The organism is Curtobacterium sp. PhB130 (assembly GCF_003755165.1).
In the GTDB taxonomy this organism is placed as follows: domain Bacteria; phylum Actinomycetota; class Actinomycetes; order Actinomycetales; family Microbacteriaceae; genus Curtobacterium.
Genome location: NZ_RKII01000006.1, coordinates 522,995 through 538,344, shown reverse-complemented (window position 1 = coordinate 538,344; position 15,350 = coordinate 522,995). Strand labels below are relative to the sequence as shown.

The following is a 15,350-nucleotide window of genomic DNA, read 5'->3' as shown; positions in this document are numbered from 1 at the left end:
CCGCGTCAGGCGCCGTGCGCCTCCTCGGACACCGGCTGCCACTCGCGCCACGTCGCCAGACGCGACTCGTAGTCCTTCTCGGCGATGCCGAGCGGCGCCTTGCCGAAGAACACCCGGAGCGGGGGCTGCTCGGCGTCGACGACCTTGAGGATCGCGGAGCGGGTGGCCTCGGGCTTGCCGGGGTCCGCCGCCGACGGACGCTTCGACGCGGCCTCTCGCACCGCCGCGTAGGCGGGGTTCTCCTCGCTCTTCTTCGACGACGGGCCGGACCAGTCGGTCGAGAACCCGCCGGGCTCGACCAGCGTCACCGAGATGCCGAAGCCGGCGACCTCCTGCGACAGCGACTGCGAGAAGCCCTCGAGCGCCCACTTCGACGCGTGGTAGGCGCCGACCGTCGGGAACGCACTGATCCCGCCGATGCTCGACACCTGGATGACGTGCCCGGAGCCCTGGGCACGCATGATCGGCAGCGCCGCCTGGGTGACCCAGAGCGCACCGAACAGGTTCGTCTCGAGCTGGCCGCGGACCTCGTCCTCGGTGAGCTCCTCGATCATGCCGAAGTGGCCGTAGCCGGCGTTGTTGACGACGACGTCGAGCGAGCCGAAGTGCTCGGCTGCCCGCTGCACCGCGGCGAAGTCGGCGGCACGGTCCGTGACGTCGAGCTGGAGTCCGAGGAACGTGTCCGGGTACTGCTCGACGAGGGCCTGCACGTCGTCGGTGTTCCGGGCGGTGCCGGCGACGGAGTCCCCGCGTTCCAGGGCGGCCTCCGCCCACTCGCGGCCGAAGCCCTTCGATGCGCCGGTGATGAACCAGGTCTTGCTCATGTGTCCTCCTGAGATCTGACGCCGACCAGGCAACGCCGCCCCGGTCGGTGCGACCTGGACGCCCGGGTGACGGCTGCGCCCTTCGGACACTTCCGGCTTCGATGCGGGGCGCCTCGCAGAAACAAGGAACCCCTCGCAGCGCGAGGGGTTCCCGGGGTATGCACGTCGGTCCAAGCCCGACGCTCTTGCGGGAAACGATACGGCACACCAGGGGCCCGTCAATCGGCGCGGTTGGGCAGGCGAGTAGGTTTTCGGGATGCGGTGGGGGAGCACAGGTCTCAGCGACGAGCAGGTCGAGGTCGTCCGCGCCTCGGTGCCAGGGGCACGGGTGCTGGCGAACGACTCGTGGGGACTCCTCGACACGGTCGTCCTGCACGTCGCGGGAACAGCGGGTGAGTACACGGTGAAGGCCGCCGGCCCGGAGAACACCCACTTCCCGAGGGAGCTCCTCGCGCACCGCCGGTGGACCGCCCCCTTCGTGCGCACCGGCGACACCGCGGCACTCGTGGCAGCCGACGAGGAACGCCGCGTCCTCGTGCTGGACCGGGTCCCCGGCCACCTCGCCCTCGGCAGCCCCGACGAGACGTCACCGGACGTGCACCGCCAGGCTGGCGCGCTCCTCCGCCGCTTCCACGACCAGAACGCGGCCCCGTCCGACGACTTCCTGGTCCGCGAGTCCCGCAAGGCCCTGGACGCGCTGGCGTCGGAGCACCGGATCCCGGACGACATCGCCGCGCGGGCACGAGCCCACCTGTTGTCGTTCGACGCCGGCCCGGTCACCCTCGTACCGACGCACGGCGACTGGCACCCCCGGAACTGGATCGTCGACGACGGCCGCCTGCGGATGATCGACTTCGGGCGCTTCGCCCTGCGCCCGAGAGCCCTCGACCTGACACGGCTCGCCGTCCTGCACTGGCAGCACGAGCCGGCGCTCGAACGGGCCTTCTTCGACGGCTACGGTGACGACCCACGTGACCCGGAGGCCTGGCGCTGGCTCCAGCTCCGCGAAGCCGTCGGCACCGCGGTGTGGGCGTACGCGGTCGGCGACGAGCGGTTCGAGGACCAGGGGCACCGGATGCTGGCCGATGCCCTCGCAGCGTTCGACCACGGTGACCCCTTGCGGTAGTTGATCGCGTGGTCAACAATGGCGCCATGGACGTCGTCATCGCTCCCCCGGTCGCTTCCCCCCTCCACGAGGACACCGGCGAACCCCGCCGGTCGACCCGTGTCGCCCTGGTGCAGATGCGCTGGCTCGAGGATCCCGAGGCGCACCGCCGACAGCTCGCGGAGGGCATCGCGGCAGCGGCGGCGAACGGCGCCCGCGCGGTGTTCCTGCCCGAGCTGACGCTGCTCCGGTACCCGGGCGACACCCCCGCGAGCGGCGTGCCGAAGGACCTCGCCGAGGACCTCGCGGACGGACCCACCATGACCTTCGCCCGGGACCAGGCGCAGCAGCACGGCCTGTTCGTGCACGCCTCGCTCTACGAACGCCCGGCGGACGACGACCAGCCCGACGACCCCCGCGGCTACAACACGGCGATCCTCGTCGCCCCGGACGGCACGCTCGTCGGCCGGACCCGGAAGACCCACATCCCGATCAGCGCCGGGTACTACGAGGACACCTACTTCCGCCCGGGCGCCGACGACGATGCGTTCCCGGTGTACGAGCCGACCGGTCTCGGTGCCCGTGTCGGACTGCCGACGTGCTGGGACGAGTGGTTCCCCGAGGTCGCACGCTCCTACGGCCTCGCCGGGTCCGAAGTCCTCGCCTACCCCACGGCGATCGGCTCCGAACCGACGTTCCCGGACTTCGACACCGCCTCGATCTGGCGGCACGTCATCGTGGCGAACGGGATCACGGCCGGCCAGTTCATGGTCGTCCCGAACCGGTGGGGCGACGAGGGCGACATCACCTTCTACGGCTCGTCGTTCATCTCCGACCCGTTCGGTCGGGTCCTCGCCGAGGCCCCTCGCGACGCGAGCGTGGTCCTGGTCGCCGACCTCGACCTCGACGCCCGGACGGAGTGGCTGCGGCTCTTCCCCTTCTACCTGACGAGGCGACCCGACCTGTACGACGGACTGGTGGGTGCGGTCGACCCCGTCCGCGACGGGTACGGCGCGGTCGAGGCGACCCTGGCCTCCCGACCGGACCAGCCGACCACGGACGGGACCGCCACCGCGACGACCGCCGACCACACGGCGACGGCGGTGCGGTCGTGAGCTGGCGGATGCCGGCGGAGACTGCTCCGCAGGAACGCACCTGGATGGCGTTCCCCCGTCCCGGACACACGCTCGGTGACGACGCGGCGAGCGCCGAGGCGGCACGCGAGGCATGGGCCGCGACCGCGAACACGATCAGCGAGTACCAGCCGGTCACCATCGTGGTGGACCCGGTCGCCCGTGCGGACGCTGCGCGGCTGCTCTCGAGCGCCGTCGAAGTGCTCGAAGCCCCGCTCGACGACTTCTGGATGCGCGACATCGGACCGACCTTCGTCGTGGACGACGAGACCGGAGCGATCGGCGCCGTCGACTGGGTCTTCAACGGCTGGGGCGCCAACGCCTGGGCGACGTGGACCCGGGACGCGGAGATCGCCGCGACGGTCGCACGGGCCGCCGGTGTCGAGCGGATCCCGTCGCTCCTGGTGAACGAGGGCGGGGCGATCCACGTCGACGGCGGGGGACGGGTGATGGTCACGGAGACCGTGCAGCTCGACCCGCGGCGGAACCCCTATGCCGACCGCGCCCGCGTCGAGGAGGAGCTCGCGCGGACGATCGGGGCGACGGACGTGATCTGGCTCCCCCGGGGGCTCACGCGGGACTACGACGGCCTCGGGACCCGCGGACACGTGGACATGATCGCGACGTTCACGGACGAGGCGACCGTCCTGCTGCACGCGCAGCCGGACGCCGCGCACCCCGACCACGTCGTCATGCCGCAGGTCCGGCGGGCCATCGAGGCCGCCACCGACGCGACCGTCGTCGAGATCCCGGCGCCGGCGACGCTGACCGACGACGACGGCCCGGTGGACTGGAACTACGTCAACCACGTCGTGGTGAACGGCGCGGTCATCGCGTGTGCCTTCGGCGACGCCGAGGCAGCGGCCAACGACCGCGCACGGGGCATCCTGGCGGACGTGTACCCGGGCCGTGAGATCCGGTCGGTCGACGCCCGCGAGGTCTTCGCACGCGGGGGCGGCCTGCACTGCATCACCCAGCAGCAGCCCCAGTCCTCTTGACCAACAATGACGATGGTACTCGTCTTTAATGCCGTTAGTGCGTATTGTGGTCGTCATGGACGAACCGAGGAGCAGCACCGGGCGAGCACTGCCCACAGCGGTCGCGCGGTCCGCTCGGGACATCGGCGCGGACTTCGCAGGCTGGCGCAGGATCCTCGGACTCACGGCCGAGCAGGTCGCGGACCGCGCCGACATCACCCGAGACACCCTCCGGAAGCTCGAGCACGGTGATCCGAGCGTCGGCTTCCACATCGTGCTCCGTGTCGCCCGCGCGCTCGGCATCCTCGACACCCTCACCGAGGCGCTGGATCCGCTGCGCACCGATCTCGGCAGGGCGAGGGCGGACATGCTCCTCCGGAAGCGGATCCGATGACGGGTCGCGACGAGGTCGAAGTGCACATCGAACTCGACGACACCACGGTGTTCGTCGGACGAGCGCAGTTCCAGCGGAGCCGCGGTCGGCTGCAGGGGACGACCTTCCAGTACGAGACCGACTACCTCGCCCGGCCGACGTCGTACGCGGTCGACCCGGCGTTCCGCCTCACGTCCGGCACGCAGTACACGCCCGGACTCCCTGGCGCCTTCAGCGATTCGGCGCCGGATCGCTGGGGGCGCAATCTCATCCAGAAGCAGGAGCGTGCGCGGGCTGGACTGGAATCGCGAGCATCGCGGACGCTTGATGACGTCGACTACCTCCTGCGCGTCAGTGACGCCACACGTCATGGAGCGCTGCGCTTCCGCACAGAGGCGGGCGGCGCGTTCCTCGACCCCGGTCATGACGTTCCGAAGCTGGTGCACCTCCCCGAGCTGCTCCGTGCCGCGGACGTTGCCAGTGGCGACACCGAGGACTACATGGCGGTGAAGGCCTTGCTGGACGCCGGGACCGGGTCGCTCGGAGGGGCACGTCCCAAGGCGTCCGTGCTCGGCGATGACGGTCGGGCGCTCATCGCGAAGTTCCCGCACCACGCGGACGCCTGGGACGTCATGGCATGGGAAGCCACGGCCCTCGACCTCGCCAGCGCCGCGGGCGTCACGGTGGCGCTGCATCACCTCTCTCGCGTCGACGGACGCCACCTCCTGCTGCTCGAGCGCTTCGACCGCGCGAAGCGTCGTCGGATCGGTTACCTGAGCGCGATGACCGTGCTCGAGCAACGGGATGGGCAGACCTCGGACTACGGAGACATCGTCGAGCGGCTACCCGAGATGAGCAGCCGGCCGAGCAGCGACGCTCGCGAACTGTTCCGCAGGGCGGCCGTCAGCGTCGGCCTCAACAACACCGACGACCACCTCCGGAACCACGGGTTCCTCCGCGATCGCGGCGGGTGGGCGCTCAGCCCTGCCTTCGATCTGAACCCGAATCCCGACACGGCTGCTCGTCAGACGACGATCGTCGGGACGGATCACGGGCGGAGCCAGGCCGAGGGGCTGATCGCGTTCGCCGAGTTGTGCCGACTCTCCCCGACACAGGCGAGAGCGGAGCTCACCGTCATCGTCGGAGCGCTGGACCGTTGGCGCGACGTCGCTGCGGCTAACGGCGTGCGCTCGTCAGATCTGACGCGTTTCGAGCACTCGTTCGTCGAAGGGCTCGCCACGCTCAGGGCCGCCGCGAACTGAATCCTCCGGTGACAACCCTCCGATGACACCTGACGCGGTGTACACCTGGCCCGCCACAGAAGTACACCGCGTCCACTCCGCCCGACGCTCGCCCGTCGGTAGGGTTCTGCAACCGGTCCACGCGACGACGCACGGACCCCGGCCCCGCGACACCCGTTCGCGCCGAGGAGGGAACTCCCATGGCATCACCCATCGCGGTCGCCGCACCGACGGCACCCGCCCGCGGCGGCTCCCTGAAGCGGAGCCTCGGTCTCTGGGCGATCGTCGGCCTCGGTCTCGGCTACATGACCCCGACCGTGGTGTTCGACACCTTCGGGATCGTGTCCGGCGAGACGAACGGCGCCGTCCCGAGCGCGTACCTGATCGCGCTGGTGATCATGCTCCTGACGGCGGTGAGCTACGGGAAGATGGTCCGCGTCTACCCGGCCGCCGGCTCCGCGTACACGTACGTCCGGGAGTCCATCCACCCGAATGCCGGCTTCATGGTCGGCTGGGCGTCGCTGCTGGACTACCTCCTGCTGCCGATGGTGAACGCGCTCATCATCCGGCTGTACCTCGAGCAGGTCTTCCCCGCGTTGCCGGCCTGGGTGACGGTCGTGGTCTACACGGTCTTCGTCACGACGGTGATCTGCCTGTCGATGCGCGGCACGTCGAACCTCAACATGGTGCTGCTCATCGGGGCGATCCTCGCGATGATCGCTTTCGTGGTGTTCACCGTGATCGAGCTCGTCCACGGTGCCGGGGCGGGGACGATCGCCAGCACGGAGCCGTTCGTGCACGACGGGGTGACGATGTCGGCGCTCCTCACCGGGGCCACGGTCGTGTGCTTCTCGTTCATCGGCTTCGACGCGGTGACGATGTACACGGAAGAGGCGAAGTCGATCCGGATCATGCCGAAGGCGATCCTGATGACCGTGCTCATCGGCGGCCTGATCTTCCTGGTGTCCGCGTACTTCGCGCAGCTCCGCTTCCCGACGAACGCCCCGTTCGGCGAGTTCACCGACGACCCGCTCCCCCAGATCGGCCGGATCGTCGGCGGCCCGGTGTTCCAGGCCGTCCTCGTGGCTGCCGGGTTCGTCGCGGCACTGGCCTCCGGTCTCGCCTCGCACGCGAGCGTCGCCCGCATGCTCCTCGTGATGGGCCGGAACAACGTGCTGCCGAAGCGGGTGTTCGGCTACGTCAGCCCCCGTACCCGGACGCCCATCCCGAACGTGATCATCGTCGGCGCGGTCACGCTGCTCGCGATGACCTTCTCCCTCGACACCATCTCGTCCTACATCAACTTCGGCGCCCTCATCGCCTTCACGTTCGTGAACGCGACGGTCATCGTGCACTTCGCGTACCGGCAGGGACGACGGCACACGGCCCGGGACCGCTTCGCCTACATCGTGCTGCCCGGTGTCGCGATGCTGCTCACCGGTGTTCTCTGGTCACAGCTGCACGCCGACGCCCTCATCGCCGGTGGCGTCTGGGCCGCGATCGGCTTCGTGTACCTGCTGGTGATCACGAAGGGCTTCCGGGTCCAGCCGAAGGGCTTCGACGAGAACCAGCCGGTGACCGGCGTGAACAAGCAGCTGACCGACGAACAGGCACAGGAGCCCCGATGACCGACACGAGCACCAGCACCGACACCGTCTACGCCGTCACCGACCCGACGACGGGGACCACGCTCGCCACGTTCCCGACGATCACCGACGACGAACTGCGGGCCGCGATCGACACCGCCGACCGCGCGCACCGGGAGCGCACCAGCACCGTGGCCGACCGTGCCGCGCTGCTGCACCGGGTCGCCGAGCTCTACCGGGAACGACGTGACGAGCTCGCAGCGACGATCGTCCGCGAGATGGCGAAGCCGATCGACCAGGCCGTCGGCGAGGTCGACTTCTGCGCCGACATCTACGACTACTACGCCGACCACGCGGAGGGCTTCCTGGCGGACGAGCCCATCACGCTGGCCCCCGGCTCCGACGGCAGCGCCTTCATCCGCAAGGACTCAATCGGCGTGGTGCTCGGCATCATGCCGTGGAACTTCCCGGCCTACCAGATCGCCCGGTTCGCCGGCCCGAACCTGGTCATCGGCAACACCGTCCTGCTGAAGCACGCACCGCAGTGCCCGGAATCGGCGCTGGCGATCGAGCGGATCTTCGCCGACGCGGGCTTCCCCGAGGGCGCGTACACGAACGTGTTCGCCACGAACGACCAGATCGCCGACGTCATCGCCGATCCGCGTGTCCAGGGCGTCTCGCTCACCGGTTCGGCCCGCGCCGGCGCCGCGGTCGCCGAGATCGCCGGGCGCAACCTCACCAAGGTGGTGCTGGAGCTCGGCGGGTCCGACCCGTTCATCCTGCTCTCGACCGACGACCTCGACGCCGTCGTCGAGTCCGCCGTCGCGACCCGCCTCGAGGGCAACGGCCAGGTCTGCAACGCCGCGAAGCGCTTCCTCGTCGCGGACCACCTGTACGACGGGTTCCTGTCGAAGTTCACCGAGGCGATGGCTGCGGTCGGGCCGACGGACCCGACGACGCCGGGAGCGGAACTCGGCCCGCTGTCGTCACCGGCCGCGGCCGACCGACTCGAGGAGCAGCTGACGGCCGCGAAGGAGCAGGGCGCCACGGTCGTGACCGGTGGAGAGCGATCCGGCAACGCCTTCACGCCGACGGTGCTGACGGACGTCTCCCCCGACAACGACGCGTACCGCGAGGAGTTCTTCGGCCCCGTGGCGGCCGTCTACCGCGTCGCCGACGAGGACGACGCGATCCGGCTCGCGAACGACACCCCGTACGGCCTCGGGTCGTACCTGTTCACGACCGATGCCGACCAGGCGCTCCGGGTCGCGGACCGCATCGAGGCGGGCATGGTCTACGTGAACCTCGTCGGCGCGGACAGCCCCGAACTGCCCTTCGGTGGGGTGAAGGCGAGCGGTTTCGGGCGCGAGCTCGGACCGCTGGGCGCCGACGAGTTCGTCAACAAGAAGCTCATCCGCATCGGCTGAGATCCGGTGCAGACCGGCTCACGCCGCGTCGAAGCCCACGATCGCCGCGATGTGTGCAGTGGCGGTGACCATGCGTCGGTACCACTCCTCGGGGTCGTGATCCCGGCGATCGACTTCCTCGCCGAAGTCGTCCCGCGCCAGGAACCGGATGCCGTCCGCGTCGAAGGACCCCACGGTGCCCCCGCTCGCCGACACGAGCATCGGCCACGTGACGTCGCTCGCGATCGAGGTCTCGCGGCTGTCCACGACGATGGTCCGCGCCGCGTCCCGGGTCATCAGACGCATCGCGATCATCAGGTCCCAGCGCTCGTCGAGCCCGTTCGCCAGTCCGTACACGTGGTTGACCAGCTCCTCGGTACGTCGGAGACGCTCAGGAGCTGCTGCCATCGCGACAGGCGATCGTCCGACGACCAGGAGGTCGTGGTCGCGCCGGGCCAGACACCGCTCCACCTCGTCTGGCGACGTGCTCAGCCAGCGCAGGACGTGGTCGAGGTCGGAGTAGAACAGCCGGGGGCTGGCGCTCCGGAGTCCGAGCGCCAGGACGTCCTTCCTGGCCGTCCCGATCCCCACCGTGCCGGCTCCGTGCTCGGCGGCGAACGTCGGCACGTCCAGCGCACGGAGGGCCGCCATGGTCGCCGGGTGGGTCTCGGCGGTCGCGTTGACGGCCAGCGCGCCGAACACCGCTCCGAGGGCAGGTCCGGCTTCCTCGACCCCCGCGGCGAAGCGTCCCAGCGGGTCGTGACAGGTCACCGCGAGACAGACGTCTGCGGAGTCGCGCACCGGAGCTACTGCGGGTCGGCCGGCTCGCCGCCGGAGTCGTGGTCGCTGTCCTCGTGCGGGTCCTCGGTGGCGTGCCCGGACGGCGAGCCGTCCGGCAGGTCGGCCGTGCGCTGCTCCTGCTCCTCGGTGGGGTCGCTGGATCCGTTCGGCGTGGTGTCACTCATGCCGCGGACCGTACGCGGACCGGCGTGGAGGCGCGCACAGCGTCAGACCGCGATGCGCCCGCCGTCGACCGGCAGGACCGCGCCGTGCACGAAGGACGCCGCGTCCGTGGCGAGGAACACGATCGCCTCGGCCACCTCGGTCGCCGTCCCCGGACGGCCGGCGGGACCTGCTGCGGCGAGCGCGTCGAGGCTCTCCCCCATCGCGGCGGTGCCCTCGGTCCGGGTCGGGCCGGGGCTCACGGCGTTGACGCGCACGCCCGCGGGTCCGAACTCGGCGGCCCAGGACTTCGTCAGCAGCACCAGCGCCGCCTTGCTCGCGCCGTAGATGCCCATGCCGGCCGCACCGAACTCGGCGACCATCGTCGTCACGTTGACGATCGAACCGTCACCGCGTCCCGCCATCGCCGGCGCGAGGGCCGCGACCAGGAAGTACGGCGCCTTGACGTTCACGTCGAACACGTCGTCGAAGCCCTCCGTCGTGGTCGACGCGGTGGGACCGAACGGGAAGATCCCGGCACTGTTCACGAGGACGTCGACGTGGCCGCCGCCGAGCTCCGATGCGCGTGCGGTGAGCTCCTTCGCGCTCGCCTCGTCGCGGAGGTCGGCTGCCACGAAGTCGGCCGAACCACCGGCGGCACGGATCCCCTGGACGACGGCGTCGCCGCGTTCGGCGTTGCGGCCGGAGACGACGACGTGGAGTCCTCGGGCGGCGAGGAGCTCGGCGGTCGCGCGGCCGATGCCACTCGTGGCGCCGGTGATGAGAGCGGTCTTGGTCATGGTGGATGTCCTGTCTGAACAGATCGGTTCGGTTTGGTGCTGGTAACTGTACCGATCTGTTTGGTATTGTCAAACAATGCCCGAGCAGACCGCACCCCGCACCCGTCGCCGCCCCGCGTACGAGCGTGCGGTCGCCACCGCCGACCGGCTGTTCTACGAACAGGGCATCCACGCGGTGGGCGTCGACCAGATCGCCTCGGCGGCGGACATCTCCAAGGCGAGCCTGTACACGCACTTCCGGACGAAGGACGACCTCGTCGTCGGCTACCTCACGGGGCGCAGCACGGCGTGGCAGGAGCACGTCGCGGCAGAGCTGCCGTCACGCGGCGAGACCGCCCGTGATCGCCTGCTCGCGGTGTTCGACATGCTCGGCGAGTGGTTCGTCCTGCCGGGGTACCACGGGTGCCCGTTCATCAACGCCGAGGCCGAGTACGGCGAGGGTCACCCCACGCACGAGGTGACGCTGGCGCACCGGGACTGGGTACGCCAGCTCTTCGAGGGCCTCCTGACCGAGGCGGGGCACGACGACCCGACGGGCACGGCGCTGCAGCTGTGCCTGCTCTACGACGGCGCGATGGCGAGCGCGCAGGCCGACGCGACACGTCCGTGGGCGGCGGCCGCCAGGTCGGCTGCGGGCCGGCTCGTCTGATCGACGGGAGGCTCGGTGCCAGCTGGCACCGAGCCTCCCGTCCGGATCTGGTGGCGACTAGAGCGTCGCGGGCTGCGGCAGGGCGGCCAGGATCTCCGAAGCGACCTCACGGCCGATCCGGACCGCACCGTCGACGTGCTGGTAGCCGGCACCGGCCAGGTCGCTCGACGCGAAGCGGATCGGACCGACGGCCGCACGCTGGTCGGCCCCGTAGCGTGCCAGACCGCCGAGGTCGAAGCTCGCCGCGTACGCGCCGCGGGTCCACTCCTCCGTGCCCCAGTCGCTCTCGTAGTACACGACGGGGTCCGCGGCCTCCGGCCCGTAGTAGTGCGCCAGTGACTGCAGGACCCGCGACTTCCGCTCCTCGGCGCTCAGCGCGAAGACCGCGTCGGCGTGCTCGTCCGAGATGAACCCGACCAGCGTGCCCTGCTCCTTGCCGTGCGAGGTGTTGTCGTACGCCTCGTGCACGAGCTCGTACGGGCTGAACGCGGTGCCCGAGAGCCCGGCGTCCCGCCAGAACGGCCGGTCGTAGACGGCGTGCACCTTGATCACGAAGCCCATCGACAGGTGCTGGTGGAGCTGGTGCTGGCGTCGGGGCAGCGGCGGGTCGTAGGAGATCCGCGTGTAGAGGGGCGGCGGGACCGCGACGAGCGCCTGCCGGGCGTGCACCTCGATGCCGCCGTCGGCGATCGCGACGACGCCCTCGTCCGTCCACCGGAGCATCCGGACGGGAGCGTTCAGGTGCACGTCGTCGCCGAGCCGCTCGGCGAGACGGAGCGAGACCTGCTGCATCCCGCCGACGACACGCTTGTCGAGGATGAAGTCGGCGTCGACCAGGTTCGTGAAGCTGCCGGCCGAGGCGGCCATGAGCAGCGCCTGCAGTGCCGAGAAGGCGTGCGCGGGCTTGGTGAGCATCGCACCGGCGATGAACAGCTCGACGTTGTCGGTCGCGACGCGGTCCGGGCTCAGGGCGTGCAGCCAGTCGCGGAAACTCGTCTCGTCGAGACGCTTCGCGTCGGGCGACTCCCAGGGCGCCGCGGGGTCCACCCGGGCGACGTACTCGTCGACGACGGACACCAGGCGCTCGATCTCGTTCGCCGTCGCCTCGGGCAGCGGGAAGATGTCGCCGGTGTACTCGGTCCGGGTGCCGTCGGCGTCGATGTAGACGCTGGACCCCTCGCGGTAGCGGTCGTACGTCTCGAGGCCGAGTTCGTCGAGGGTCTCGAGCAGTGCCGTCTGATCGGGCGACACCCACTGTCCGCCGATCTCGAGCGTCACGCCCTCGATGTCGTTCGTCCAGGTGCGGCCGCCGACGCGGTCACGGGCCTCGAGCACGGCGACGGTCTTGCCCTCGGCGACCAGGCGGGTCGCGGCGGTCAGGCCGGTGACGCCGGCGCCGATGATGACGACGTCTCTCTCGATCATCGTGCGTCTCCTGTCGTGGTGCGCTGCCGGAACGGGTCCGGGGTGAGCGTGTACATGGTCTCCAGGTACTCGGAGATGCCCTCGGCGCCGCCCTCGCGGCCCATCCCGGACTGCTTCACGCCACCGAACGGGGCGGAGGCGTTCGAGACGACGCCGGTGTTGAGGCCGAGCATGCCGGTCTCCAGGCGCTCCATCAGGCGCTGCCCGCGAGCGGGGTCCTCCGTGAACGCGTACGCGACCAGACCGTACTCGGTGTCGTTCGCGCGGGTGATCGCCTCGTCGTCGGTGGTGAACGTGCTGATCGCCAGGACCGGGCCGAAGATCTCGTCGGTGAGGATGTCGCTGCCCGGCTGCACGTCGGTGACGACCGTCGGCGCGTAGAACGTGCCCGGGCCCTCGACCGCGTGTCCACCGGTGCGGACGGTGGCACCACGGGCGACCGCGTCGGTGACGAGCCGGTCGGCCTTCGCCACGGCGCGGTCGTCGATGAGCGGGCCGATGGCCACGCCCTCCTCGGTGCCCCGCCCCACGGTCATCGCCTCGACCTCCGCCACGAGCCGGTCGGCGAACGCCTCGGCGACGTCCTCGTGCACGAGGAACCGGTTCGCGGCGGTGCACGCCTGCCCGGTGTTCCGGAACTTCGCGGCGAGCGCCCCGGCCACGGCCTCGTCGAGGTCGGCGTCGGCGAAGACCAGGAACGGGGCGTTGCCGCCGAGTTCCATGCTGGTGCGGAGCACGTTCGCGGACGCCTGGGCGAGGAGCGTGCGGCCGACGGGCGTGGAGCCGGTGAACGACAGCTTCCGGAGCCTCGGGTCCGCGATCACCGGCTCGGAGACGGCCGCGGCGTTCGTCGTCGGGACGACGTTCACGACGCCGTCGGGCACGCCGACCTCCCGGAGCAGGTCCACGAAGAGCAGCGTGGTCAGCGGGGTGAGCTCGGCGGGCTTCACGACCACGGTGCAGCCGGCGGCCAGCGCTGGTGCGATCTTCCGGGTCGCCATCGCGAGCGGGAAGTTCCACGGGGTGATCAGGTACGCGGGGCCGACGGGCTTGTGCGAGACGATGGTCCGGCCGGTGCCCTCGGGGTTGGTGCCGTAGGACCCGCCGATGCGGACCGCTTCCTCCGCGAACCAGCGGAGGAACTCGCCGCCGTAGGTGACCTCGCCGTTCGCCTCGGCGAGCGGCTTGCCCATCTCCAGGGTCATCAGGAGCGCGAAGTCGTCGCGGCGTTCCTGCAGCAGGTCGAAGGCGGCTCGGAGGAGCTCCCCGCGCTTCCGGGGCGGGGTGGCCGCCCACGCCGCACGGGCACGGTCCGCGGCGTCGAGTGCGCGGAGGCCGTCCTCGGCGGTGGCACTCGCCACGGTCGCGATGACCGCGCCGGTGGACGGGTCCTGGACCGTGAACGTGCCGCCGTCGCTCGCGGGGCCCCACGCCCCGTCGATGAACAGCCCGTCGGGGACGCGGGCGAGGAGGTCGTGCTCGGTGCTGGTCGTCTCGGTCATCGTCATGATGCTGCCAGCCCCTCGAGCACGATTCCCAGGCCCTCGGCGAGCAGTGCGTCGTCGATGGCGAGCGGCGGGAGGAAGCGGACGACGTTGCCGTACGTGCCGGCGGTGAGCGCGATGACGCCGTGCTCGGCGGCGTAGCGGACGACGCGGCCGGTCAGCCCGGGGTCCGGATCGCCGGTCCCCGGATCGACGAGCTCCATCGCGATCATCGCACCGCGACCGCGGACGTCGCCGATGCGCGGGTCGTGCTCCTGTGCGGCTCGGAGCGCGCCGAGGACGATGCCCTCGATCTCCTGCGCACGCTCGACGAGACCGTCGTGCTCGAACGCGTCGATGGCGGCCAGCGCCGCGGCGCACGCGATCGGGTTGCCGCCGTAGGTGCCGCCGATGCCGCCGACCTGGGGCGAGTCCATGATCTCGGCGCGGCCGGTCACCGCGGACAGCGGGAGCCCGCCGGCGATGCCCTTCGCGGTCGTCACGATGTCCGGGACGACCCCCTCGTGGTCGCTGGCGAACATGGCGCCGGTGCGGGCGAACCCGGTCTGCACCTCGTCGGCGATGAACACCACGTCGTTCGCCTCGGCCCATCCAGCGAGGGCGGACAGGAAGCCGTCCGCGGGGACGACGAAGCCGCCCTCGCCCTGGATCGGCTCCAGCAGGATCGCCGCGGTGTTCTCCGCGCCGACCTGCTTCTCGATCTGGCTGATCGCGCGCTTCGCGGCCTCCGCGCCGGTGAGTCCGTCGCGGTACGGGTACGACATCGGGACGCGGTAGACCTCGGGGGCGAACGGACCGAAGCCGCTCTTGTACGGCTGGTTCTTCGCGGTGAGCGCCAGCGTCAGGTTCGTGCGGCCGTGGTACGCGTGGTCGAACACCACGACGGCCTGCTTCCCGGTGTGGCTCCGCGCGATCTTCACCGCGTTCTCGACGGCCTCGGCACCGGAGTTGAAGAGGGCGGTGCGCTTCTCGTGGTCACCGGGCGTCAGGCGGTTCAGGGCCTCGGCGACGTCGACGTACCCGTCGTAGGCCGCGATGGTGAAGCACGTGTGGGTGAACGCGGCGACCTGGGCGGTGACGGCTGCCACGACGCCGGGGTGGGCGTTCCCGACGGAGGTCACGGCGATCCCGGAACCGAGGTCGATGAGCGAGTTCCCGTCCGCGTCGACGACGACCCCGCCACCGGCTGCGGCGACGGCGATCGGCACGGCGACGCCGACGCCGTTCGGCACCGCGGCGGCCTTCCGGGCCAGCAGCTCCTGGGAGCGTGGGCCGGGGATCGCGGTGACCAGGCGGCGCTCCTGTGGGAGACCCGGTCCGCCGGTTGTGGTGGTTGCGAGCGCGGTGGAGGACATGCGCCGATGGTAGGAGCCTCGGGTCGGTG

15 protein-coding genes are annotated in these 15,350 nt (G+C 70.9%); 8 read left to right on the top strand and 7 right to left on the bottom strand.

The window, feature by feature from the left end; translation table 11 throughout:
• Positions 1–5: 5 nt before the first annotated feature.
• Positions 6–824: an SDR family oxidoreductase gene (locus EDF24_RS02720; RefSeq protein WP_123701023.1), complete on the bottom strand. Its 819-nt coding sequence runs from the start codon at positions 822–824 to the stop codon at positions 6–8.
• 256 nt (positions 825–1,080) lie between these two features.
• On the opposite strand from EDF24_RS02720, the gene EDF24_RS02715 reads away from it, so the two are divergent.
• From EDF24_RS02715 to EDF24_RS02685, 7 genes are all read left to right on the top strand, one after another.
• Entirely contained in the window at positions 1,081–1,950 is an 870-nt protein-coding gene (locus tag EDF24_RS02715; protein ID WP_123701022.1) for an aminoglycoside phosphotransferase family protein, read from the top strand.
• A gap of 26 nt (positions 1,951–1,976) precedes the next feature.
• A complete protein-coding gene (locus EDF24_RS02710) occupies positions 1,977–3,044 on the top strand; it encodes a nitrilase-related carbon-nitrogen hydrolase (protein ID WP_123701021.1) in 1,068 nt (355 codons plus the stop codon).
• Positions 3,041–4,060, top strand: a complete 1,020-nt coding sequence (locus EDF24_RS02705; protein ID WP_123701020.1) for an agmatine/peptidylarginine deiminase — start codon at positions 3,041–3,043, stop codon at positions 4,058–4,060. Before EDF24_RS02710 ends, EDF24_RS02705 begins: the two co-directional genes overlap by 4 nt.
• Positions 4,061–4,115: 55 nt before the next feature.
• A complete protein-coding gene (locus EDF24_RS02700) occupies positions 4,116–4,433 on the top strand; it encodes a helix-turn-helix domain-containing protein (protein WP_123655051.1) in 318 nt (105 codons plus the stop codon).
• Positions 4,430–5,674 carry a type II toxin-antitoxin system HipA family toxin gene (locus EDF24_RS02695; RefSeq protein WP_123701019.1) on the top strand — a complete coding sequence of 415 codons (1,245 nt, stop codon included), beginning with the start codon at positions 4,430–4,432 and terminating at the stop codon, positions 5,672–5,674. Before EDF24_RS02700 ends, EDF24_RS02695 begins: the two co-directional genes overlap by 4 nt.
• A 179-nt stretch (positions 5,675–5,853) precedes the next feature.
• The gene (locus EDF24_RS02690) at positions 5,854–7,281 is read left to right on the top strand and encodes an APC family permease (RefSeq protein ID WP_123655049.1); all 1,428 of its coding nucleotides are present in this window, start codon (positions 5,854–5,856) and stop codon (positions 7,279–7,281) included.
• Positions 7,278–8,666: an NAD-dependent succinate-semialdehyde dehydrogenase gene (locus tag EDF24_RS02685; RefSeq protein ID WP_123701018.1), complete on the top strand. Its 1,389-nt coding sequence runs from the start codon at positions 7,278–7,280 to the stop codon at positions 8,664–8,666. Before EDF24_RS02690 ends, EDF24_RS02685 begins: the two co-directional genes overlap by 4 nt.
• A gap of 18 nt (positions 8,667–8,684) precedes the next feature.
• On the opposite strand, the gene EDF24_RS02680 is transcribed toward EDF24_RS02685, so the two are convergent.
• Genes EDF24_RS02680 through EDF24_RS02675 form a run of 3 tightly spaced genes read right to left on the bottom strand, consistent with a single transcriptional unit; the run spans position 8,685 to position 10,387 of the window.
• Complete coding sequence (locus EDF24_RS02680) at positions 8,685–9,446, bottom strand: hypothetical protein (protein WP_123701017.1); 762 nt, start codon at positions 9,444–9,446, stop codon at positions 8,685–8,687.
• Between the two features lie 5 nt (positions 9,447–9,451).
• Positions 9,452–9,610 carry a hypothetical protein gene (locus tag EDF24_RS18995; protein WP_165931350.1) on the bottom strand — a complete coding sequence of 53 codons (159 nt, stop codon included), beginning with the start codon at positions 9,608–9,610 and terminating at the stop codon, positions 9,452–9,454.
• Between the two features lie 42 nt (positions 9,611–9,652).
• Positions 9,653–10,387 carry an SDR family NAD(P)-dependent oxidoreductase gene (locus EDF24_RS02675; RefSeq protein WP_123701016.1) on the bottom strand — a complete coding sequence of 245 codons (735 nt, stop codon included), beginning with the start codon at positions 10,385–10,387 and terminating at the stop codon, positions 9,653–9,655.
• Between the two features lie 76 nt (positions 10,388–10,463).
• Here EDF24_RS02675 and EDF24_RS02670 point away from each other — a divergent pair, with 76 nt between their 5' ends.
• Entirely contained in the window at positions 10,464–11,036 is a 573-nt protein-coding gene (locus EDF24_RS02670) for a TetR/AcrR family transcriptional regulator (RefSeq protein ID WP_123701015.1), read from the top strand.
• A gap of 57 nt (positions 11,037–11,093) precedes the next feature.
• Here the strand turns inward: EDF24_RS02670 and EDF24_RS02665 are convergent, their stop codons facing one another.
• The 3 genes from EDF24_RS02665 to gabT are packed head-to-tail and all read right to left on the bottom strand — an operon-like array spanning position 11,094 to position 15,321.
• Positions 11,094–12,461: an NAD(P)/FAD-dependent oxidoreductase gene (locus EDF24_RS02665; RefSeq protein WP_123701014.1), complete on the bottom strand. Its 1,368-nt coding sequence runs from the start codon at positions 12,459–12,461 to the stop codon at positions 11,094–11,096.
• On the bottom strand, positions 12,458–13,963 hold the full coding sequence (locus tag EDF24_RS02660; protein ID WP_207909556.1) for an NAD-dependent succinate-semialdehyde dehydrogenase: 1,506 nt from the start codon (positions 13,961–13,963) through the stop codon (positions 12,458–12,460). The genes EDF24_RS02665 and EDF24_RS02660 overlap by 4 nt, the downstream gene beginning before the upstream one ends.
• Before the next feature lie 2 nt (positions 13,964–13,965).
• Entirely contained in the window at positions 13,966–15,321 is a 1,356-nt protein-coding gene (gene gabT / locus EDF24_RS02655; protein WP_123655043.1) for a 4-aminobutyrate--2-oxoglutarate transaminase, read from the bottom strand.
• Positions 15,322–15,350: the final 29 nt, after the last annotated feature.

Bases quoted from the DNA above. Each gene is read 5' to 3' on its own strand.
- EDF24_RS02720 (WP_123701023.1), bottom strand. From the start codon at position 824: ATGAGCAAGACCTGGTTCATCACCGGCGCATCGAAGGGCTTCGGCCGC.
- EDF24_RS02715 (WP_123701022.1), top strand. From the start codon at position 1,081: ATGCGGTGGGGGAGCACAGGTCTCAGCGACGAGCAGGTCGAGGTCGTC.
- EDF24_RS02710 (WP_123701021.1), top strand. From the start codon at position 1,977: ATGGACGTCGTCATCGCTCCCCCGGTCGCTTCCCCCCTCCACGAGGAC.
- EDF24_RS02700 (WP_123655051.1), top strand. From the start codon at position 4,116: ATGGACGAACCGAGGAGCAGCACCGGGCGAGCACTGCCCACAGCGGTC.
- EDF24_RS02695 (WP_123701019.1), top strand. From the start codon at position 4,430: ATGACGGGTCGCGACGAGGTCGAAGTGCACATCGAACTCGACGACACC.
- EDF24_RS02690 (WP_123655049.1), top strand. From the start codon at position 5,854: ATGGCATCACCCATCGCGGTCGCCGCACCGACGGCACCCGCCCGCGGC.
- EDF24_RS02685 (WP_123701018.1), top strand. From the start codon at position 7,278: ATGACCGACACGAGCACCAGCACCGACACCGTCTACGCCGTCACCGAC.
- EDF24_RS18995 (WP_165931350.1), bottom strand. From the start codon at position 9,610: ATGAGTGACACCACGCCGAACGGATCCAGCGACCCCACCGAGGAGCAG.
- EDF24_RS02675 (WP_123701016.1), bottom strand. From the start codon at position 10,387: ATGACCAAGACCGCTCTCATCACCGGCGCCACGAGTGGCATCGGCCGC.
- EDF24_RS02670 (WP_123701015.1), top strand. From the start codon at position 10,464: ATGCCCGAGCAGACCGCACCCCGCACCCGTCGCCGCCCCGCGTACGAG.
- EDF24_RS02665 (WP_123701014.1), bottom strand. From the start codon at position 12,461: ATGATCGAGAGAGACGTCGTCATCATCGGCGCCGGCGTCACCGGCCTG.
- EDF24_RS02660 (WP_207909556.1), bottom strand. From the start codon at position 13,963: ATGACCGAGACGACCAGCACCGAGCACGACCTCCTCGCCCGCGTCCCC.
- gabT (WP_123655043.1), bottom strand. From the start codon at position 15,321: ATGTCCTCCACCGCGCTCGCAACCACCACAACCGGCGGACCGGGTCTC.